The sequence below is a fragment of the Kitasatospora sp. NPDC052868 genome (genome assembly GCF_044547105.1).
Taxonomy (GTDB): Bacteria; Actinomycetota; Actinomycetes; order Streptomycetales; family Streptomycetaceae; genus Kitasatospora.
In genome coordinates this window covers 288606-308071 of record NZ_JBITZW010000011.1, presented here as the reverse complement: position 1 = coordinate 308071, position 19466 = coordinate 288606, and the positions used below count along the sequence as shown (strand labels likewise).

19 protein-coding genes are annotated in these 19466 nt (G+C 72.8%); 5 read left to right on the top strand and 14 right to left on the bottom strand.

The window, feature by feature from the left end; translation table 11 throughout:
• Positions 1 to 425: 425 nt before the first annotated feature.
• On the bottom strand, positions 426 to 1694 hold the full coding sequence (gene tyrS, locus ACIGZJ_RS21225) for a tyrosine--tRNA ligase (protein WP_396458655.1): 1269 nt from the start codon (positions 1692 to 1694) through the stop codon (positions 426 to 428).
• Between the two features lie 316 nt (positions 1695 to 2010).
• On the opposite strand from tyrS, the gene ACIGZJ_RS21220 reads away from it, so the two are divergent.
• Positions 2011 to 2535 (top strand): HNH endonuclease, encoded by a 525-nt coding sequence (locus ACIGZJ_RS21220; protein WP_396458641.1) that lies wholly within the window; start codon positions 2011 to 2013, stop codon positions 2533 to 2535.
• Between the two features lie 61 nt (positions 2536 to 2596).
• On the opposite strand, the gene ACIGZJ_RS21215 is transcribed toward ACIGZJ_RS21220, so the two are convergent.
• The 7 genes from ACIGZJ_RS21215 to ACIGZJ_RS21185 form a co-directional block, all read right to left on the bottom strand.
• Positions 2597 to 4624 (bottom strand): PQQ-binding-like beta-propeller repeat protein, encoded by a 2028-nt coding sequence (locus ACIGZJ_RS21215; protein ID WP_396458640.1) that lies wholly within the window; start codon positions 4622 to 4624, stop codon positions 2597 to 2599.
• Positions 4625 to 4776: 152 nt separating this feature from the next.
• Positions 4777 to 5079 carry a 4a-hydroxytetrahydrobiopterin dehydratase gene (locus ACIGZJ_RS21210; RefSeq protein ID WP_396458639.1) on the bottom strand — a complete coding sequence of 101 codons (303 nt, stop codon included), beginning with the start codon at positions 5077 to 5079 and terminating at the stop codon, positions 4777 to 4779.
• A 31-nt stretch (positions 5080 to 5110) separates the two neighbouring features.
• Positions 5111 to 5287 carry a DUF1272 domain-containing protein gene (locus ACIGZJ_RS21205; protein ID WP_392936305.1) on the bottom strand — a complete coding sequence of 59 codons (177 nt, stop codon included), beginning with the start codon at positions 5285 to 5287 and terminating at the stop codon, positions 5111 to 5113.
• Between the two features lie 35 nt (positions 5288 to 5322).
• Positions 5323 to 6081, bottom strand: coding sequence for a sulfite exporter TauE/SafE family protein (locus tag ACIGZJ_RS21200; RefSeq protein ID WP_396458638.1), 759 nt, complete (start codon positions 6079 to 6081; stop codon positions 5323 to 5325).
• Between the two features lie 215 nt (positions 6082 to 6296).
• The gene (locus ACIGZJ_RS21195; RefSeq protein ID WP_392936299.1) at positions 6297 to 7349 is read right to left on the bottom strand and encodes an SPFH domain-containing protein; all 1053 of its coding nucleotides are present in this window, start codon (positions 7347 to 7349) and stop codon (positions 6297 to 6299) included.
• A gap of 10 nt (positions 7350 to 7359) precedes the next feature.
• Positions 7360 to 7782 (bottom strand): NfeD family protein, encoded by a 423-nt coding sequence (locus ACIGZJ_RS21190; RefSeq protein WP_396458637.1) that lies wholly within the window; start codon positions 7780 to 7782, stop codon positions 7360 to 7362.
• 164 nt (positions 7783 to 7946) lie between these two features.
• Positions 7947 to 8738, bottom strand: a complete 792-nt coding sequence (locus ACIGZJ_RS21185; protein WP_392936293.1) for an ABC transporter ATP-binding protein — start codon at positions 8736 to 8738, stop codon at positions 7947 to 7949.
• 147 nt (positions 8739 to 8885) lie between these two features.
• Between ACIGZJ_RS21185 and ACIGZJ_RS21180 the strand changes: the two genes are divergently transcribed.
• Positions 8886 to 9689 (top strand): hypothetical protein, encoded by an 804-nt coding sequence (locus ACIGZJ_RS21180; RefSeq protein ID WP_396458636.1) that lies wholly within the window; start codon positions 8886 to 8888, stop codon positions 9687 to 9689.
• A gap of 22 nt (positions 9690 to 9711) precedes the next feature.
• Here ACIGZJ_RS21180 and ACIGZJ_RS21175 read toward each other — a convergent pair whose 3' ends face one another.
• From ACIGZJ_RS21175 to ACIGZJ_RS21165, 3 genes are all read right to left on the bottom strand, one after another.
• Complete coding sequence (locus ACIGZJ_RS21175) at positions 9712 to 10368, bottom strand: response regulator (protein WP_392936288.1); 657 nt, start codon at positions 10366 to 10368, stop codon at positions 9712 to 9714.
• On the bottom strand, positions 10361 to 11458 hold the full coding sequence (locus ACIGZJ_RS21170) for a GAF domain-containing sensor histidine kinase (protein WP_396458654.1): 1098 nt from the start codon (positions 11456 to 11458) through the stop codon (positions 10361 to 10363). Before ACIGZJ_RS21170 ends, ACIGZJ_RS21175 begins: the two co-directional genes overlap by 8 nt.
• A gap of 294 nt (positions 11459 to 11752) precedes the next feature.
• A complete protein-coding gene (locus ACIGZJ_RS21165) occupies positions 11753 to 14371 on the bottom strand; it encodes an FHA domain-containing protein (RefSeq protein WP_396458635.1) in 2619 nt (872 codons plus the stop codon).
• 291 nt (positions 14372 to 14662) lie between these two features.
• Between ACIGZJ_RS21165 and serB the strand changes: the two genes are divergently transcribed.
• Positions 14663 to 15925: a phosphoserine phosphatase SerB gene (gene serB / locus ACIGZJ_RS21160; protein ID WP_396458634.1), complete on the top strand. Its 1263-nt coding sequence runs from the start codon at positions 14663 to 14665 to the stop codon at positions 15923 to 15925.
• Between the two features lie 122 nt (positions 15926 to 16047).
• Here serB and ACIGZJ_RS21155 read toward each other — a convergent pair whose 3' ends face one another.
• From ACIGZJ_RS21155 to ACIGZJ_RS21145, 3 genes are all read right to left on the bottom strand, one after another.
• Positions 16048 to 16575, bottom strand: a complete 528-nt coding sequence (locus tag ACIGZJ_RS21155; protein ID WP_396458633.1) for a SixA phosphatase family protein — start codon at positions 16573 to 16575, stop codon at positions 16048 to 16050.
• A gap of 123 nt (positions 16576 to 16698) precedes the next feature.
• On the bottom strand, positions 16699 to 16821 hold the full coding sequence (locus ACIGZJ_RS21150) for an SGM_5486 family transporter-associated protein (RefSeq protein ID WP_396458632.1): 123 nt from the start codon (positions 16819 to 16821) through the stop codon (positions 16699 to 16701).
• A 130-nt stretch (positions 16822 to 16951) separates the two neighbouring features.
• Positions 16952 to 18220, bottom strand: coding sequence for a CynX/NimT family MFS transporter (locus ACIGZJ_RS21145; RefSeq protein ID WP_396458631.1), 1269 nt, complete (start codon positions 18218 to 18220; stop codon positions 16952 to 16954).
• A 126-nt stretch (positions 18221 to 18346) separates the two neighbouring features.
• On the opposite strand from ACIGZJ_RS21145, the gene ACIGZJ_RS21140 reads away from it, so the two are divergent.
• Both ACIGZJ_RS21140 and ACIGZJ_RS21135 read left to right on the top strand, forming a co-directional pair.
• Positions 18347 to 19021, top strand: a complete 675-nt coding sequence (locus ACIGZJ_RS21140; protein WP_396458630.1) for a FadR/GntR family transcriptional regulator — start codon at positions 18347 to 18349, stop codon at positions 19019 to 19021.
• Between the two features lie 118 nt (positions 19022 to 19139).
• Complete coding sequence (locus tag ACIGZJ_RS21135; RefSeq protein ID WP_392936269.1) at positions 19140 to 19466, top strand: hypothetical protein; 327 nt, start codon at positions 19140 to 19142, stop codon at positions 19464 to 19466.

Genomic DNA, 19466 nt, shown 5'->3' with positions numbered 1-19466 from the left:
TTCCTTCGGACCGCCTTCCAGCGGGCCCTCCGGGCGCTTCGTTCTTTCGTGTTTCCAGCTTATCAGATGTTTTCCGCTCCGTTTACCGGAGTTTCATTCATCCGACCCTGGCTGGCCAGTTCCGCTTTTCTGCGGCGACCCCCACATTAGCGCATTTCCGGAGTGATCCGAAATTCCCCACTCCCACCCGTTGACAGAAACGCCAACCGACCCAAGTGAATGGGCTTTAAGTGAAAGTAGGACTAGCCGATGTGGTGGTCGCTTCGGCCGGTCCGGGTTGACCTCTCGGTCTCCCGTGCACCCGCCCGCTTCAGCGACTCGTCCGACACTACGCCTGCCGGAGGGCCCCGTCAAACACCCGAGGGCCGGATCTGTCCGGATCCGGCCCTCGGGTCTCAAAGTCGCCCCTCGGCGACCGTGCGTTCTCAGCCGGCCGGAACCAGCTCGGCGGCGGCCAGGTTGCGCTTGCCCCGGCGCAGGACCAGCCAGCGGCTGTGCAGCAGGTCCGCCTCGGCCGGCACCGCCTCCTCGTCCGTCACCTTGACGTTGTTGAGGTAGGCGCCACCCTCCTTGACCGTCCGGCGGGCGGCCGACCGGCTCGGGGCCAGGCCGACGGCGACCAGCAGGTCGACGATCGACAGCAGCTCGGTGACCTCCGCCTTCGGGACCTCGGCCAGGGCCGCGGCCAGGGTCGGGGCCTCCAGATCACCGAGGTCGCCCTGGCCGAAAAGCGCCTTGGAGGCGGCCACCGCGCGCTCGTACTGCTCGGCGCCGTGGACCAGGCTGGTCAGCTCCTCCGCGAGGGCGCGCTGCGCGAGGCGGGCTGCGGGGCGCTCGGTGGTCTCGCGCTCCAGCTCCTCGATCTCCTCCTTCGAGCGGAAGCTGAAGATCCGCAGGAAGTTGGAGACGTCGCGGTCGTCCGCGTTCAGCCAGAACTGGTAGAAGGCGTACGGGGTGGTCAGCTCGGGGTCGAGCCAGACCGTGCCGGACTCCGTCTTGCCGAACTTGGTGCCGTCCGCCTTGACGATCAGCGGCGTGGCCAGCGCGTGCACGGACTTGCCGTCGGCCTTGCGGATGAGGTCCGTGCCGGCGGTGAGGTTGCCCCACTGGTCGCTGCCACCGGTCTGCAGGGTGCAGCCGTAGCGGCGGTTCAGCTCCAGGTAGTCCATGCCCTGGAGGATCTGGTAGCTGAACTCGGTGTAGCTGATGCCCGCGTCGGAGTTCAGGCGCCGGGAGACGGCCTCCTTGGCGATCATGTTGTTGACGCGGAAGTACTTGCCCACGTCGCGCAGCAGGCTGATCGCCGACATCCCGGACGTCCAGTCCAGGTTGTTGACCATGCGGGCCGCGTACGGTCCGTCGAAGTCGAGGAAGCGGGAGATCTGGCCGCGCAGGCGGTCGACCCAGGCGGCCACCGTCTCGGGGTCGTTCAGGACGCGCTCGGCGGTGGGCTTCGGGTCGCCGATCAGGCCGGTGGCGCCGCCGACCAGGCCCAGCGGGAGGTTCCCCGCCTGCTGGATGCGGCGCATGGTCAGGATCTGCACCAGGTTGCCGAGGTGCAGGCTGGGGGCCGTCGGATCGAAGCCGCAATAGAACGTGACCGGGCCGTCCGCGAACGCCTTGCGCAGTGCGTCCTCGTCGGTGGACAGGGCGATCAGCCCACGCCACCGCAGCTCGTCGACGATGTCCGTCACGGTCACGCTTCTCCTTCAGTCCGGCGTCCGCCCGGTGCCGGCCCGGTTCGGTCGGGCCCCGGTACGGAACGACTCCAGCGTGGTAGAGACTACGCGGTCCCGGCCAGCGGGTTTCGGCCGAGCCGCGCTCCTCCACCGATCGGGCCATCGCGCCGCCGGCCTCCCCCGCCCGGGCCGTGCCCCGCCCCGACGCCGGAAATTCCGTTGTTCGTCGGCCCCGGGCCCCTTCACAGTGGTCCCACCGCCGTGCGGCGGCAGTGACGTGTGTGGAGACGGTCGTGCCGCCGTGGCACGCCCGTGGGAAGGGTGTGCCGACGTGCGCAACACGCTGGTTCTGAACGCAAGCTACGAGCCCCTGACAACGGTGTCGCTTCAGCGCGCCGTGGTCCTGGTGCTCCAGGACAAGGCAGTGGTCGAACAGGCCCATCCACTGCGCACGGTCCGCGGTACGGGCGTGACCATCCCGGTGCCCCGGGTGATCAGACTGCAACGGTACGTACGGGTGCCGTTCCGACAACAGGCTCCGTGGTCGCGGCGCGGTGTGCTGGCCCGTGACCAGCACCTGTGCGCCTACTGCGGGCGCCGGGCCAGCACCGTGGACCACCTGCAGCCCAAGTCGCGCGGCGGGGCCGACAGTTGGATGAACACCGTGGCCGCCTGTGCGGAGGACAACCAGCGCAAGGCGGACCGGACACCGGAGCAGGCCGGGATGAAGCTGCTGCGCACGCCCTTCGTGCCGACCCCGCAGGCCACGCTCATGCTGGCGCTGGGCCTGCGTGACTCGGACGCGCGGGACCTCGCCGCCTGGCTGCCCGCCCCGGCGGCCTCGACGGCGGCCTGACCCACGCCCAAACGGGATCCACGCCTGGCCTGAAACCGCGCCCCGCCGGCCCGGCCGGGCGTCAGCCCTTCGCCTGGTACCCGGACGCTATGCCGAAGTTGGCCGAGTGTTCGGGTACCGCCACGACCTGGCCGCCCCCGATCAGCACCCGGCCGGAGACCAGCAGCGACCCGGTCCCCTGGGGGAAGTTGCCGCCGACCGTCTCCTGGCCGCCGGCCAGGGTGAAGCGGCTGAGGTGGGCGGGCTGTTCGAGGCGTTCGTCGGCGGCGAGGACCAGCGCTCCGCCGTCGAGCGCCACCGCCCGGACGACGCCCTTCTCCGCGGTGGCCGTCCTCCAGAGCTGCTTTCCGCTGTCCAGGTCGTAGCCGACGGCCGAAACAGGTCCCCCGGCGGTCGCCGGGGCCAGGGTGGTGACCATCGTCCGGCCCTGGAAGAACACGCCCGGGGTGGCCGAGAAGGCGCCGTGGGCGGCGTCCAACCGGCCGTCCGCCCCGGTGACGGGGATCTCCGTCGCCGGGTCCCCGGTGGAGCCCCAGGCGAAGACCTTGTCGTCGCCGGGCTTCTCACCGGTGGTGAGCACCACGGACGGCTCGGCCGACAGCACCGTCACCGTCTTCGGCTGGTTGTTCAGGCCGCGCCACCAGCCCACCTTGCCGTCGGCGGTGTTCAGCGAGACGGCCTGGTCGACCGGTGTGGAGTCGGCGCACGAGCTGGCGACCATCACCGTCTTGCCGGTGACGCCGCCGGAGAGCGTGCAGAACTTGCCCTGCCCGGTGTACTGCCAGACGTCCTGGCCGTCGGCGGCCTGCCAGGCGATCACCCGGTCGTCGCCGACCGCGATCACGGTGTCCTCGGTGACGCCGACGTGGGCGTTGTAGGTGCCCTTGAACTCGGAGAGGGTCTTGGACCAGGCCGCCTTGCCGGCCTTGGTGTCGACGGCCGTCACCAGGGTGCACGGGCTCTTCGGGTCGGCCTGGGTCCGGAAGAGCACGGCGCCCAGCCCGGCGGCGTTGACGCCCGGTGACACCCCGCACGGGACGGCCCCGGCGGCCGGGGGCTCGACGGTCCAGGTGGCCTTGCCGACCGCCAGGTCGTAGGCGTGCACGCCCGTCGCGTCGACGCGGACCACCGCGTCGGCGAGCAGCCAGCCGCCGACCAGCGTGTCGTCGGCGCCCGGCTGGAGGGCGGCCGCGGGCTGGGCCGACCAGGCCTTGGCGTGGGCGACGGTGAAACCGGGCTCGCCCCCGCTGTCGGCGGCGGCGCGGCCACCGCCCTCGCCGCCGACCATCAGACCCGCGGCGACCAGCACCCCGAGCGCGGCGACCCCGGCTCCGGTCCGGATCAGCAGGGTTCGCCGGCCGGGCCCGTGCTCGGCCGAGACGACGGCGTCGGCGGCGGTCCGGGCCTTGGCGCCGAGCGAGGGCCGGGCGCCGGCTCCGCCGCGGCGGTCCGCGCGCGAGGACGGCGCGGCGGCCGCTTCGGTCGCGGCCGGTCCGACGGACACAGCAGGCTCAGGCCCTGGCTCGGGCTCAGGCTCGGGCGCCGGCTCGGCCTCGGCTTCGGCTTCGGCTTCGGCTTCGAGGTGCAGATAGCCGTCGGCGGTGTACTCGGCACCGGCCGGCGCGTAGAGCTCCTCGCCGCTCGGCTGCTGCGGGACGGCGTACGGGGCGTACTGCTGCTGCCCGTAGTCGGAGTACTGGTAGTACGGCTGGTACTGGCCGTCCGAGTAGCCGCCTTCGACGGGTCCGCCCTGGACGAACCCGCCCTGGACGTATCCCGTCTCCCCGTACCCGGCCGTCCCGTACTCACCGGTGCCGTACTCACCGGTGCCGTACCCGCCGGTGCCGTACGCGGCCGTTCCGTACCCGCCGGCCCCGTAACCCTGCTCGGCGTACCCCTGCTCGGCGGTCCCGTGGCCGGCCGTTCCGTACCCGCCGGCCCCGTACCCCGGCTCGGTGTACCCTGCCTGCCCCGGTCCCCCGGCGCCCTGGTCCTGCCACTGCTCGGTGTACCCCGCGACCTGCCACTCCTGCGCCGGCTGGGGGTGCCACGGCTGCGGCCGGTCGTCTCCGAGAGGGTCCTGAGCCATCCGTTCCGTCCCTCCCGACCGGCTGCAGTGCGGCAGTCAGCATCTCACGCCGGGCGGAGCGGGCCGTTCCGCCCGCCGGAGCACCCTCAACGGGTACGGCCGCACCGCGCCCACGAGAGCCGCCGGAGACGCCGGGGGCCACGCACCAGACGTCAGGCGGACTCCGCGCGCAGCGCCTCGTCGATCCGGGCCGCGAGCACGAAGTCGAGGTCGGTGAGGCCCCCGGCGCTGTGGGTGGACAGGGCGAAGCGCAGGGTGCGCCAGCGGATGTCGATGTCGGGGTGGTGGTCCATCGCCTCGGCCGTCTCCGCGACCGCGACCACCACCCGGATCGCCGCGGGGAAGTCCGCCGCGTCCGCGGTGCGGACGATCGTGTCACCCGTCCTGGACCACTGCGGCAGGCCGGACAGTGCGGCCGCGATCTCGTCCTCGGTCAGGCGTGCTCTGCTGCTCATCGAACCGCTCCGGTGCGTCGGGGGTGAGGGGTCAGACCTTCCGACGCGGACGGACCACCAGCTCGCCGCCGCAGTTGGGGCAGCTGCCGGCCATGGCCGCGGTGCAGTCCGGGCAGAAGGTGCACTCGTAGGAGCATATGGAGGCCGGGCCGTCCGCGGTCAGCGACACCTCGCAGCGCTCGCAGATCTCGCGCATCTCCAGTGCCATGGATTCCTCCTGATGACGTGTGGGGTGACGTCTGATCAGCCGATCAGAAGCTTGACGACGGCGGCCAGTCCGACCACCACGATGATCCCGCGCAGTGCGGGCGGCGGCAGCCTGCGGCCGACCTTGGCACCGAGCATGCCGCCGAAGAGCGAGCCGATCGCGATCAGGCCGGCGGCGGCCCAGTCGACGGTCGAGGTGAAGAGGAAGAACAGGGCGGCGACGGCGTTGACGATCAGCGCCAGCGCGTTCTTCACCCCGTTGATCCGCTGGAGGTCCTCCTGGAGCAGCATGCCCATCAGCGCCATCAGCAGGACGCCCTGGGCGGCCCCGAAGTAGCCGCCGTAGACGCCGGTGAGGAACACCCCGGCGAGCAGCGCCAGGCCGCCGTCCGGATCCCCGTCGGGACGGCGGCGGGCGGCGACGGCCTTGGCCACCCGGGGCTGGATCACCACCAGGACGAGGGCCAGCAGGATCAGCACCGGGACGATCGCGTCGAAGGCGCTGCTCGGCAGCTGGATCAGCAGGGCGGCGCCGAGCAGCCCGCCGAGCAGCGAGGCGCTGCCCAGGCGCAGCAGCCGCCGTCCCTGGCCGGCCAGCTCCTTGCGGTAGCCGATCACGCCGCTGAGCGAACCGGGCACCAGGCCGAAGGAGTTGGAGACGTTGGCGGTCACCGGCGGGATGCCGACGGCGAGCAGGACAGGGAAGGTGATCAAGGTCCCGGAGCCGACGATCACATTGATCATCCCGGCTCCGACGCCCGCCACCAGGACGGCGATCGACTCCCAGAGCGTCATGGGCCACCTCTCGTCTCGGTCCTGTCCGAGGCGATCATGCCGGACGGTGGACCGGGCCTACCAGAGCGGACCACGATTCGGGACGCACGCCACACTCCGGGGGTCCGGTACCGGCCACCGTGCCGGGGAAGGCGGGAAAGCCGGGGAAGGCGGGAAAAGCGGTGGGCCCGCCTCCCCGAGGGGGGACGGGCCCACGTGTGCCGGGATCCGGCAGGTCACTCGGGGTCGATCTTCCGGTACTCACGGGCCGGGTCGACCCGGGGGCGGGCGGCTCCCTTGGTGTCGGTGTCCAGCGGGCGCGGACCGCCCGCCGGGTCGATCGGCACCTGGGTGGCCGCGGGGGCCGCCGCGGGGACGCTCGGGGCCGCGACCGCGCCGCCGTTGATTCCGCCCGCGCCGGTCAGACCGGTGAACGCCCCGCCGAGGCCCTTGAGTGCGTCGCCGACCTCGCTCGGGATGATCCAGAGCTTGTTGGAGTCGCCCTTGGCCAGCTCGGGCAGGGTCTGCAGGTACTGGTAGGCGAGCAGCTTCTGGTCGGCGTCGCCGTCGTGGATCGCCTCGAAGACGGTGCGGATCGCGGCCGCCTCACCGTCGGCGCGCAGCACCGCGGCCTGGGCCTCACCCTCGGCCTTGAGCACCTCGGCCTGCTTCTCACCCTCGGCCCGCAGGATCTGGGCCTGCCGGGCACCCTCGGCGGTGAGGATCGCGGCGCGCTTGTCGCGGTCGGCGCGCATCTGCTTCTCCATCGAGTCCTGGATGGAGGTCGGCGGCTCGATCGCCTTGAGCTCGACGCGGTTGACCCGGATGCCCCACTTGCCGGTGGCCTCGTCCAGCACCCCGCGCAGACCCGCGTTGATGACCTCGCGCGAGGTCAGGGTGGACTCCAGGTCCATCGAGCCGATGATGTTGCGCAGCGTGGTGACGGTCAGCTGCTCGATCGCCTGGATGTAGCTGGCGACCTCGTAGGTGGCGGCCCGCGCGTCGGTGACCTGGTAGTAGATCACCGTGTCGATGTTGACCACCAGGTTGTCCTGGGTGATCACCGGCTGCGGCGGGAACGGCACGACCTGCTCGCGCAGGTCGATCCGGTTGCGGACCCGGTCGATGAACGGGACGACGATGTTCAGGCCGGCGTTGAGCGTCCGGGTGTAGCGGCCGAAGCGCTCCACGATCGCGGCGCTGGCCTGCGGGATGACCTGGATCGTCTTGATCAGCGCGATGAATGCCACCACGACCAGGACGACCAGGACGATAAGGACGGGTTCCACGGACTCTCCCCTAGACGACCAGGGCGGTCGCGCCCTGGATTTCGACGACGTCGACCTGCTGCCCCGGCTGGTACACACTGCCGGGGTTCAGCGAACGGGCCGACCAGATCTCGCCGTTCAACTTGATCCGCCCGCCCTCCCCGTCGACCTTTTCCGCGACGACCGCGGTGGCGCCCTTCAGCGCCTCGATGCCCATCTTGATCTGCGGGCCGGTCCTGAGCTGCCGGTAGGCGATCGGGCGGACCACCACCAGCAGCGCGACCGAGACGGCGACGAAGGTCAGGACCTGCCAGACCGCCCCCGCTCCCAACCCGGCCACGCCGGCCGCGGCGAGCGCCCCGACCGCGAACATGGCGAACTCCGGCATCGCGGTGATCACCAGCGGTATGCCGAGGCCGACGGCGGCCAGGAGCCACCAGATCCAGCTGTCCACGTGTCCATCCTAGGGAGCGAAGGGCTTCGAGGCGGACAGTTCCCGCAGGTGGAGGGGCGGAAACCGGTCGCACGTGCGACCGGTTCCAGTTCAGTGCAGTTCAGTGCTGTTCGGCGGTGTCCCGCAGTGCCCGGCCGGGGCTCGGCGCAGGCCCGCGCGGGCCCTCAGCCCAGCGGCAGGCCCTGCGCCGACCAACGGTCGCCGTGCCGCTCCAGGGTCAGCGGCAGGCCGAAGCAGAGCGAGAGGTTGCGCGCGGTCAGCTCGGTGTCGATCGGTCCGGCGGTGAGCACCTTGCCCTGCCGGATCATCAGCACGTGGGTGAAGCCCGGGGCGATCTCCTCGACGTGGTGGGTGACCATCGCCATCGCCGGCGCGAACTCGTCCTGGGCGAGGGCGCCCAGGCGGCGCACCAGGTCCTCGCGGCCGCCGAGGTCGAGGCCGGCGGCGGGCTCGTCCAGCAGCAGCAGCTCGGGGTCGGTCATCAGCGCGCGGGCGATCAGGGTGCGCTTGCGCTCGCCCTCGGAGAGGGTGCCGAACTTGCGGGTGGTCAGGCCGGCCATGCCGAGCCGGTCCAGCAGCGCGAGCGCGCGCGACTCGTCGGACTGCTCGTACTGCTCCTGCCAGCTGACCGTCATGCCGTACGCGGCGGTGAGCACCGTCTGCAGGACGGTCTGCTCGGCGGGCAGCTTGTCGAACATGGCGGCGCCGGCCAGGCCGATCCGGGAGCGCAGCTCGAAGACGTCGACCTCGCCGAGCTTCTCGCCCAGGACGGACACCTTGCCGGCGGTCGGGAAGAGGTACGTGGAGGCGATCTGCAGCAGGGTGGTCTTGCCGGCGCCGTTGGGGCCCAGGATGACCCAGCGCTCGCCCTCGGAGATGGACCACGAGACCTGGTCGACCAGCGCGCGCCCCTCCCGGACCACGGATACGTCCACCAGCTCCAGCACGTCGCTCATGCCTACGCCTTCCCCAATACAGAAATTCGGCCGTCGGTGCGGGCGGGCAGCCTACCCCTGCGGCCGGTTGGCACGGAGTGGGTGCGCCGCACACGCATGGGCAAACCTACGCCACGCGGATGACCGCCGATTCCGTAGGCTGGCCGGATGCTCGCGACTCCTGCCGACAATCCGTACGAAGAGCCCCGTTCGGGGCGGTTGACCGCCTGGGGCAACGCTCTGCTGAGCGGCCTGGCGGCTCCCGACGACGCCGCCGCGGCCGTGCTCGGCGCGGACGAGACCCATCGGGTGACCGGTCTGCCCGGGGACGCCCCCGGTGAGCAGCACGGGCTCACCTGGGCGCTGGGGCGGCTTCGGGTGCTGGGCGTGCAGGGCCTGCGGCTGGCCCTGCCGAGCGCCGGGCACCCGCTGGGTCTGACCGGTCCGGCGGCGTTCAACGCGCAGGCGCTGGGCACCGGCGAGGCGGTGCTGGCGGTCGGGGCGCCGCTCGGGCTCGTCCCGCGGATCGAGGTGTTCGGCCCGGTCGGGGACCGCTCGGCCACCGTGCTGTGGCAGTGCTCCGAGGTGAACGACGCGCCGCCGGCCGATGTGCCCTCGCTGCACGAGGCCGAGCGGGAGCTCGCGGACGGGCTGCGCGAGGCCACCGCGGTGCTCGCCCGGCTGGACGTGGCCGGGGCCGGTCCGGAGGCGCTGCGGGCGCTGGAGGCGTTCCGCCGGCGCGGCCATGTCGAGCTGCTGGCCCCGGGCTACCCGCCGCGGGCCGTCCGGGTGCTGGAGTCCGCCCGCCAGGTGGCGGCGCTGCTGTCGATCGCCTCCGCCGGGCACGGCGCGGCGGTGAGCGCCTCCGAGATGGCCGCCCGCCAGGCGGCGCTGGCCCCCCTGTGGCGCACCGCCCGCCGGGCCCAGGTGGCGGCGTACAACGCCCTGGTGGACGAGCGCGGCGACCGCTGACGGGAGGGCCCGGGCGGGCCGGTCAGCCCTCCCGGGCCTCGCCGTTGCGGACGGCCCAGAGCGCGGCCTGGGTGCGGTCGGCGAGGTCCAGCTTCATCAGGATGTTGGAGACGTGCGTCTTGACCGTCTTCTCGGACAGGTGCAGGGTGCGGGCGATCTCCCGGTTGGAGCGGCCGTCGGCGATGTGGCCGAGCACCTCGCGCTCGCGTTCGGTGAGGGTGCCGCCGCGCCCCTGCGGGGGGCGGGGGCCGTCGTCCGCGAGCAGGGCCTCGGCGAGCTCGGGCTGGAGCAGCACATGGCCGGCGTGGACCGAGCGGATCGCGCCGGCCAGCGCCTCCGGGTCGACGTCCTTGTACACGTAGCCGGCCGCGCCGGCCCGCAGGGCGGGGACCATGGTGCGGTGCTCGGTGAAGCTGGTGACGATCAGGATGCGGGCGCGGCTGCCCTCGCCCTTGAGCGTGCGCAGCGCCTCGATGCCGTCGACGCCGGGCATCTTGAGGTCCATCAGGACGACGTCGGGGTCGAGCTCCCGGGCGCGGTCGACCCCCTCGGCGCCGTCGGCGGCCTCGCCGACCACCTCGATGTCGTCCTGCACCTCCAGGAAGGTGCGCAGGCCCCGGCGGACCACCTGGTGGTCGTCCACCAGCAGGACGCGGATCGCTGTCGTGGTGTCAGGCACCGGGGACCTCCATCTCGACGACCGTTCCCTTTCCGGGGGCCGAGTCCAGGGTGAGGGAGCCGCCGACGGCGGCGGCGCGGTCGCGCATCGAGGCCAGGCCGAGGTGGCGGCCGGCCCGGCGGACGGACTCGGGGTCGAAGCCCCGGCCGTCGTCGCGGACCCGCAGGACGGCGCCGCGCTCGGGGGTGGCGGTCAGGGTGACCGTCACCCGCCCGGCGTCGGAGTGCCGCAGGGCGTTGTGCAGCGCCTCCTGGGCGACCCGCAGCAGCGCGGCCTCCTGGGCGGGCGGCAGGGCGCGGACGCCGTCCGCGGTGAAGGCCACGTCGGCGCTGTGGGCGCGGTCGAGGACCTGCACCTGGGAGGCCAGGGTGGCGCTCAGGCCGTCCTCCTCCAGCGCGGCGGGGCGCAGCTCGACGACGACGGCGCGCAGTTCGTCGGCGGCCTCGGCGGCGAGCCGGGCGACCTCGGCGAGTTCGGCGCGGGCGCGGTCCGGGTCGCGGTCGACCAGGGTGGCGGCGGCCTTGGCGGTGAGGCGCAGCGAGAAGAGCTTCTGGGCCACGGCGTCGTGCAGGTCGTGGGCGATCCGGGCGCGCTCGCCGGCCAGGGTGAGTTCGCGGCTGCGCTCGTAGAGCCGGGCGTTGGTGAGGGCGAGGGCGGCGTGGGCCGCCAGTATCCGCAGCAGTTCCTCGTCGTGGTCGGTGAAGCCCCCGCCGGCGCTCTTGTTGGCGAGGAAGATGACGCCCATGACCTGCGGCTCGTCCTCGGCGGCGTCGGTGTCCAGGATCGGCATGCCGAGGAAGGCGTCCATGTCCGGGTGGGCGGCCGGCCAGCCGCCGAAGGAGGGGGCCTGGCGGACGTCGGCGAGCCGGGTGGGGCCGGTCTCGTGCAGCATCGTGGCGAGGACCCCGTGCTGGCGGGGCAGCGGGCCGATGGCCCGCCACTGCTCGTCGGTGACGCCGTCGACGACGAACTGGGCGAAGCCGCCGTGGTCGTCGGGCACCCCGAGGGCCGCGTACTCGGCGCCCAGCAGGGTGCGGGCGGAGGCGGTGATCCGGCGCAGCACCTCGCGCACCTCCAGGTGTCGGCTCATCGCGAGCAGCGCCTGGCTGACGGCCTCGATGCCGGCGAGGCAGGGCTCACAGGCGGGCAGTGGGCCGGGCGGCGGCGGGCCGATCGGTATCCGGTCGACGGGGAGCAGACCGGTCGGGGGCCGGCGGTCGCTGGACGCGGTGGGCATACCGCAAAACTACCGCCGACGGGCCCGCCGCCGCGTCGGTCCGCGGGCGCGCGGGGAGCGGGTCCCAGGTCCTAGGCCGGACGGCCGAAACGCAGGGCGGCCCTCCCCGGTGTGGGGAGGGCCGCCCGGTGGAGCGGGAGGAGGGGCTCAGCCCTTCTGCATGACCTCGGGCTCGTGGCGCCGCTGGAGGCGGGTCACGATGACGCCGATCACGACGGACATCACGATCAGCACGCCCGCGTCGATGGCCCACTGCGCGACGCTGCTGTCCCACAGCGGGTCGTAGTCCGGGTTCTGGAAGTCCTTGTTCCAGGGGCCCATGAGGTGCGACAGGTCGAGCGTGGTGGCCACGATGCCGGTGCCCCAGCGGGCCGGCATCAGCCAGGCGGCCTGCTCCAGGCCGGGCTTGCCGAAGATCTGGAAGAGGCAGCCGGTGAAGACGACCTGGACGATGGCGAACATGACCAGCAGCGGCATGGTCTTCTCGGCGGTCTTGACCAGCGCGGAGATCATCAGGCCGAACATCATCGCGGCGAAGCTGAGCAGGATCATGCCGATGGTCATCTCGATCACCGGCAGGTCCTTGATGATCAGACCGTGCTCGGGGAGCTTGCGCGGCAGGAAGCCGACGGCGGAGATGATGGCGCCCTGGATCACGCTGAAGAAGCCCAGCACGATGATCTTGGACATCATGTACGCCGAGCGGGAGAGCCCGGTGGCTCGTTCTCGCTCGTAGATCGCCCGTTCCTTGATCAACTCTCGGACCGAGTTGGCCGACCCGGAGAAGCACGCGCCGATCGCCAGGATCAGCATGATCGTCGCGGCCCCGCTGTTGAGGTGGAACTGCGTCTTCGGGTTGGGCGCGAGCCCCAGTTCGTTGGGGATCAGCACGCTGACCGCGCCGATGACCGCGGGCAGCAGCACCGACAGCGCCAGGAAGCCCCGGTCCGAGGCGAGGACGGACAGGTAGCGGCGGATCAGCGTCCACAGCTGCGAGCCCCAGCTCTGCGGCTTCGGCGGCCTGATCGCCTCCTGGACGATCTGGGCCGACTGCACGGCGCCGGCGTCCACGTCGGCGGAGTACTGCTGGTAGTGCACCGAGCCCCGGTAGCGGCCGGCCCAGTCGTGGTCCGGGTAGTTCTCGAAGGCCTGGAAGACGTCGGCCCAGGTGTCGTACCCGAAGAAGTGCAGCGCCTCGTCCGGCGGGCCGAAGTAGGCCACCGAGCCGCCCGGCGCCATCACCAGCAGCCGGTCGCAGAGCGCGAGTTCGGCCACCGAGTGGGTGACGACCAGGATGGTGCGGCCGTCGTCGGCGAGGCCGCGCAGCATCTGCATGACCTCGCGGTCCATGCCCGGGTCGAGGCCCGAGGTGGGCTCGTCCAGGAAGATCAGCGAGGGCTTGGTGAGCAGCTCCAGGGCGACCGAGACGCGCTTCTGCTGGCCGCCGGAGAGCGCGGTGATGCGGTTGTCGGCGCGCTTGTCCAGACGCAGCTCGTAGAGCACCTCGTCGATCCGCGCCTCGCGCTCGCGCGGCTCGGTGTCGCCGGGGAACCGCAGCCGGGCCGCGTACTTGAGGCCGGTGCGGACGGTCAGCTCCTTGTGCAGGATCTCCGACTGCGGCACCAGGCCGATGCGCGAACGCAGCTCGGCGAACTGCTTGTAGAGGTTGCGGCCGTCGTAGAGGACGTCGCCGCGGTCGGCCGGGCGGTAGCCGGTGAGCGCGCGCAGCAGGGTCGACTTGCCGGAGCCGGACGGGCCGATGACGGCGACCAGGGACTTCTCCGGGACGCCGAAGCTGACGTCGTTGAGCAGGACCTTCTTGCCGCCCTTGAAGTCGACCTCGACGGTCAGGTGGCGGGCGGAGAAGGAGACCGCGCCGGTGTCGACGAACTCCTGCAGCTGGTCGCCGACCAGGGTGAAGGTGGAGTGGCCGACGGTCAGGCGGTCCTGCGGGCCCATCAGCTGGCGCTGGACGGGCCGGCCGTTGAGGAAGATGCCGTTGTGGCTGCCGAGGTCGACGATCTCGTAGCGGCCGTCGGGCAGCTGGCGCAGCTCGGCGTGGTGGCGGGAGACCTGGAGGTCGGAGACCACGATGTCGTTGTCGAGCGCGCGGCCGATGCGCAGGGTGCGCGTCATCGAGGCCAGGCTGCGGATCATCGTCGGCTGCGGGCCGCCGTGCTGCGGGGCCTGCTGCTGCGCGAAGCCGTCCTGCCCGAAGCCCTGCTCGGGGAAGCCCTGCTGCGGGAAGCCGCCGTGCTGGGGGGCGCCCTGCTGCTGGGGGAAGGGCGCCTGCGGCGCGCCCCACTGCGGGTCGGCCGGCGGCTGGTAGGCCTGCTGCGGCGGGGCCTGCTGGACCGGCGGCTGCGGGGCCCACTGCTGCTGCGGCGGCTGCTGCATCTGCTGCTGCGGGGCCGGGGCGTTGCTGCGGCTGGTGGCGGCCTCGTGCCAGGCGGGGGCCGGAGCGGCGGCCTGGGCGGGCGCGGAGAAGCTCAGCCGGGGGCCGTTCTCGGCGTTGCCGAGGTTGACCACCGCGCCCGGGAACAGCGGGGCCTGCAGGGTGCGGGCGCCGCCGGTGTAGGTGCCGTTGGTGCTCCCGTGGTCGTCCAGCTGCCAACCGGCCCCGTTGAAGGACATGGTGGCGTGGTGCCAGGAGACCCTGGCGTCGTCGAACGGGAAGTCCGACTGCGGGTTGCGCCCGATGCTGTAGGACCGCCCCGGCTCCAGAGTCCGCTGCTGTCCGTTGATCTCAATGACGAGTTGCGGCACTGCTCCGCCTGCCCCGCTCTCTCGGTCCCCCGATTTTGGCCCCCGGGCGGGGGTGCGATGGTCCTGAATCTGACGGGGGAATCATTCCAGCCCGCCGCCCGTTGACGAAAGTCACCCCCGGTGACCGTGACCAGGCGGAAACGATTCGCGGACGCCGCTGTGGCCCGCCCGGCACGGACCGTGCGCGTCGGCCGCCCGTGGCGGGGGTCGTCCGCACACCGCTCGCACGCACGTCCGCCTCGTGGACGGGTGCCGTGGCGCCGCCGGCCGGCGGGTAGCGTGGGAGGCACCATGAACGCATCGCCCTTGGCCGCTGAGCCCCTCCCCGCCCCGCAGCCCCGGACCGAGGACGAGCGCACCCTGCTCGTCAAGGTGTTCGGCAAGGACCGCCCCGGCATCACCGCCGGCCTCTTCGCCACCCTGGCCGAGTTCGGCGTCGACGTGATCGACATCGAACAGATGGTCACCCGCGGCCGGATAACGCTCTGTGCGCTGGTCACCCCCCCGGCCGGCGGCACGCCCGGCGCCGAGGGCGGGCTGCGGGCCACCGTGCACCGCTGGGCCGAGGAGCAGAAGCTCCAGGCCGAGATCATCTCCGGTACCGGCGACAACCGGCCGCGCCGGGAGGGCCGCTCGCACGTCACCGTGCTGGGCCACCCGCTGACCGCCGGCGCCGTCTCCGCGCTGACCTCCCGGATCACCGCCTCGGGCGGCAACATCGACCGCGTGTTCCGCCTGGCCAAGTACCCGGTGACGGCGGTGGAGCTGTTCGTCTCCGGCGTCGCCACCGAGGACCTGCGCGCCGAGCTGGCCCAGGAGGCCGCCTCCCAGCGGGTGGACATCGCGGTGGTCCGGGCCGGGCTGGAGCGCCGGGCCAAGCGCCTGGTGGTGATGGACGTCGACTCGACGCTGATCCAGGACGAGGTGATCGAGCTCTTCGCGGCGCACGCGGGCTGCGAGGAGAAGGTCGCCGAGGTGACGGCCGCGGCGATGCGCGGCGAGCTGGACTTCGCCGAGTCGCTGCACGCCCGGGTGGCGCTGCTGGCCGGGCTGGACGCCTCGGTGACCGACAAGGTCCGCTCGGAGGTCCGGTTCACCCCGGGCGCGCGCACCCTGATCCGCACCCTGCAGCGGCTCGGCTGTCAGGTGGCCGTGGTGTCCGGCGGGTTCACCCAGGTCACCGACCACCTGGTGGCGGAGCTGGGGCTGGACTACGCGGCGGCCAACACCCTGGAGGTGGTGGACGGCAGGTTCACCGGCCGGGTGGTCGGCGAGATCGTGGACCGGGCCGGCAAGGCCCGCTGGCTGGCCCGCTTCGCCGAGCAGGCGAAGGTCCCGCTGGAGCAGACGGTGGCGATCGGCGACGGCGCCAACGACCTGGACATGCTGAACGCGGCCGGGCTCGGGGTGGCCTTCAACGCCAAGCCGGTGGTGCGGGAGGCCGCCGACACCGCGGTGAACGTGCCGTTCCTGGACACCGTGCTGTACCTGCTGGGGATCACCCGCGAGGAGGTCGAGGCGGCCGACGCACTGGACGGCACGCCGACCGAGTAGGCCGGGCCCGCCGCCTGCCCGTCCGGACCGACCGCACCGCACCGCACCGCACCGCACCGCCGAACCGGAACGCACCGCCGAAGGGGCGTGGGGACCACTCCCCGCGCCCCTTCGCCGTACGGTCAGTCCTGTGGTGTGAAGTACGAGACCAGCTCGGCCACGCCCGGCTCCACGCCCTTCCAGGAGCCGCTGAAACTCAGCACCGCGACGGCGGCGGTGGGGAAGCCCCCGAGCCGCAGCCGCTCCAGCGCCTCCCGGTCGCCCTCGTCGCCGGCCAGCACCTGGGTCAGCCCGAGGACCCCGGGGTTGTGGCCGACCAGGACGAGGTCGGCGTAGTCGTCCGGGGTCTCCTGGAGCACCGCGATGATCTGGCCGGGGCTGGCCTCGTAGATCCGGTCCTCGTACACGGTCTTGCGGGGGCGCTTGGGCAGCTCGTGCACGGCGAGCTTCCAGGTCTCCCGGGTGCGCAGGGCGGTGGAGCAGAGCACGTAGTCGGGGCTGATGCCGGAGTCGGCGAGCCAGCGGCCGGAATCGGGGGCCTGGTGGCGGCCCCGGTCGGCCAGCGGCCGCTCGTGGTCGTCGACGCCGTTGGGCCAGTCGGCCTTGGCATGGCGGAGAACGATGATCCTGCGGGGCGTGTCGGCGCTCATACCCAGCAAGCTTGGCAGAAAAGCCGCTCCGCGGCGCGATGCTCCCTGATGCGGCCACCCTCAGGAGTGGAGGGTGCCATCATGCGCCGTTGGCCCGGGCGTCGCCCGGTGGTCGGGCGGTGGTCAGCCGAGGTTCTTGGCGACGCTGGCGACGATCGCCAGCAGGACGACGATTCCGACGATCACGGCGGCGATCTGGCCGAGCTTCTTGTGGCCGTCGGTGGGGTTCGGGTCGAGTACGGGCATGTCCCGATTCTCCCATCCCGGCGGACCGGCCCGGCACCGGCCCCCGGAAAGCCGGTCGGTCCCCGTTGGTCCGGCCGGGCCAACGGGGACCGGGCCAACGGGGACCGGGCTGCCCGGGCCCGGTCGGCGGCTACGCCGGGCGCAGCGCCTCGTCCTCGATGTGCCGGGCCCTCGCCGCCCGCAGGCCGAACATCATCTGCGGCACCAGCAGCAGCGCGAGGAAGCCCAGCGGCAGGTACCAGTCGCCGGTGGCCTGGTACAGCCGCCCGATCAGGATCGGGCCGGGGATGGAGATCAGGTACCCGACCCCCTGGGCGAAGGCGGAGAGCTGGGCGACCCCGCCGGCCGTCCGGGCGCGCAGGCCGATCATGGTGAGCACCAGCGGGAACGCGCAGTTGGACAGGCCCACCAGGACGGCCCAGAGCCAGGACGCCCCGGCCGGGGCCAGTGCCAGTCCGGCGTAGCCGGCGATGCCGCAGGAGCCCAGGACGACGACGAACAGCCGCTGGTCGCCCCGGCGGGCGGCGAGGTTGGGCAGCACGAAGGAGACCGGCACGCCGATCACCATGGTGAGCGCCAGGAGCACCCCCGAGGTGCTCTTGGAGACCCCGGCGTCCTGGAAGATCGTCGGCAGGAAGCCCATCACCACGTAGGCGCCGGTGGCCTGCAGGCCGAAGAAGCAGGCCATCGCCCAGGCGGTGCGGCTGCGGGTGATCGGCAGCCGCTCGGTGGCCGTGCCGGACGCCTTGTCCCCGCGCTCGCGCTTGACGGCCGCGACGACCAGCCAGAGCACCAGGGCGACCGCCCCGAGCCCGGCCCAGACGCCGAGCCCGACCCGCCAGTCGCCGCCGAGCGCGCTGGCCATCGGGACGGTGACGGCGGCGGCCAGCGCGGTGCCGGCCGACAGCGCCATCGAGTACAGGCCGATCATCGGACCGACCCGCTCCGGGAAGTACCGCTTGATCACCACCGGGATCAGCACGTTGGAGACCGCCACCCCGGCCAGCGCGAGCGCGGTGAGCAGCAGGAAGACCGCCGTACCGCCGGCGAAGGAGCGGGCCAGCACGCCCGCGGTGATCGCGCCCATCCCCGCGGTGACCACCGCGACCGGGCCGAGCCGGCGGGCCATGCCGGGCGCGGTGAAGCCGAAGACGGCGAAGCAGAGCGAGGGGAGCGCCGCGAGCAGGCCGGCCATCGTCGGGCTCATCCCGAGGTCGGCCGTGACCTGCTTGAGCAGCGGTCCGAGGCTGGTGACGACGGGCCTGAGGTTGAACGCGGCGGCGGCGATCGCGACGGCGAACAGCCAGCCGAGGTACCTGCTGCGGTCGGTCGCGGGCCGCTCGGTCTGCGGCCGGAGCGAGGTCCGGGGAGGGGTGGTGGTGTCTGCTGCGGGAGGCATGCGAGCCATCATAGAATGATGGGATGAATTAGTGCATCCTCGAATTGGCATGATGTCCCGACCCAGCCGGTGGCCGAGCTCCTCGGCCGCGGGCCCCGCCCACCCCCGAAGCCGCAAGGAGTCCCCGTGGCGCTGTCCTCGCCGAGGCGCACCCCGCTGTCCGACCAGGTGATCTCGCAGCTGCGCGCCCAGATCACCTCCGGGGAGTGGCCCGTCGGCTCGCGCATCCCGACCGAGGCCGCCCTCGTCGAGCAGCTCGGCGTGGCCCGGAACACCGTCCGCGAGGCCGTCCGCGCCCTCGCCCACAACGGGCTGCTGGACATCCGCCAGGGTTCGGGCACCTATGTGCTCGCCACCAGCGAGCTCGCCGGGGTGATGCACCGCCGCTTCGCCGACGCCGACCAGGGGCAGGTGGCCGAACTGCGAACCGCCCTGGAGACCTCGGCCGCCGGCCTGGCCGCCACCCGGCGCACCGAGCGCGACCTCGTCCTGCTGGAGGCCGCGCTGGCCCGCCGCGAGGACGCCTGGCGCTCCGGCGACGCGGAGGACTTCATCCAGGCCGACGCCGCCTTCCACCAGGCCGTCGTCGCCGCCGCGCACAACGACGTGCTCGCCGCCGTCTACGCGGACCTCGGCGAGGTCACCCGCGCCCACCTGCGGCACGACGTCGGCCCGGAGCTGATCGCCGAGCGCTACCTCGGCCACGACGAGATCCTGGTCGCGATCCGGGCCGGCGACGCCCAGCGGGCGTCCGTGGAGGCCGGGCGCGCGATCGGCGCCTGCACCCCCGCCGAGGGCTGAGTACGCCCCGGCGCCCGGACACCGCTCCGCCCGGCGACGCCCTCCCACGTGCTAACGTCCCGTAAAAATCTCGGGGGGCGTCAAATGCCCCTGGCTGCATGGAACACGGGGAGAATCGATGGCTGATCCGGACGCCAAGGGAGGCGGCTCTCAGACCGGGGTGGCGCCCACCGCGCTCGACAAGGCCGCCACCGCACTGGACGGCATAGCCAATGACAGCACGGCCGCCGGCAAGACCGCGGACGAGTCGACGGCCGCCGCCGCCGGCAAGCTGAGCGGCTGGGAGAGCGCCGGCGCCCTGCGCGGCGCGCTCCAGGAGTGGCACGAGCAGGTCGCACAGCTCAACGGCCGCCTGAACCAGGAGGCCGGGATGATGCGCCAGACCCATCTGAACTACGTGAGCGTCGAGCACGGCGTCGCCGCCTCGTTCGGCAAGGGGGCCTGA

Bases quoted from the DNA above. Each gene is read 5' to 3' on its own strand.
- ACIGZJ_RS21150 (WP_396458632.1), bottom strand. From the start codon at position 16,821: ATGCCCGTACTCGACCCGAACCCCACCGACGGCCACAAGAAGCTCGGC.
- ACIGZJ_RS21135 (WP_392936269.1), top strand. From the start codon at position 19,140: ATGGCTGATCCGGACGCCAAGGGAGGCGGCTCTCAGACCGGGGTGGCG.
- ACIGZJ_RS21205 (WP_392936305.1), bottom strand. From the start codon at position 5,287: ATGGCACTGGAGATGCGCGAGATCTGCGAGCGCTGCGAGGTGTCGCTG.
- ACIGZJ_RS21180 (WP_396458636.1), top strand. From the start codon at position 8,886: ATGCTCGCGACTCCTGCCGACAATCCGTACGAAGAGCCCCGTTCGGGG.
- ACIGZJ_RS21215 (WP_396458640.1), bottom strand. From the start codon at position 4,624: ATGGCTCAGGACCCTCTCGGAGACGACCGGCCGCAGCCGTGGCACCCC.
- ACIGZJ_RS21145 (WP_396458631.1), bottom strand. From the start codon at position 18,220: ATGCCTCCCGCAGCAGACACCACCACCCCTCCCCGGACCTCGCTCCGG.
- ACIGZJ_RS21185 (WP_392936293.1), bottom strand. From the start codon at position 8,738: ATGAGCGACGTGCTGGAGCTGGTGGACGTATCCGTGGTCCGGGAGGGG.
- ACIGZJ_RS21210 (WP_396458639.1), bottom strand. From the start codon at position 5,079: ATGAGCAGCAGAGCACGCCTGACCGAGGACGAGATCGCGGCCGCACTG.
- ACIGZJ_RS21200 (WP_396458638.1), bottom strand. From the start codon at position 6,081: ATGACGCTCTGGGAGTCGATCGCCGTCCTGGTGGCGGGCGTCGGAGCC.
- serB (WP_396458634.1), top strand. From the start codon at position 14,663: ATGAACGCATCGCCCTTGGCCGCTGAGCCCCTCCCCGCCCCGCAGCCC.
- ACIGZJ_RS21170 (WP_396458654.1), bottom strand. From the start codon at position 11,458: ATGAGCCGACACCTGGAGGTGCGCGAGGTGCTGCGCCGGATCACCGCC.
- ACIGZJ_RS21155 (WP_396458633.1), bottom strand. From the start codon at position 16,575: ATGAGCGCCGACACGCCCCGCAGGATCATCGTTCTCCGCCATGCCAAG.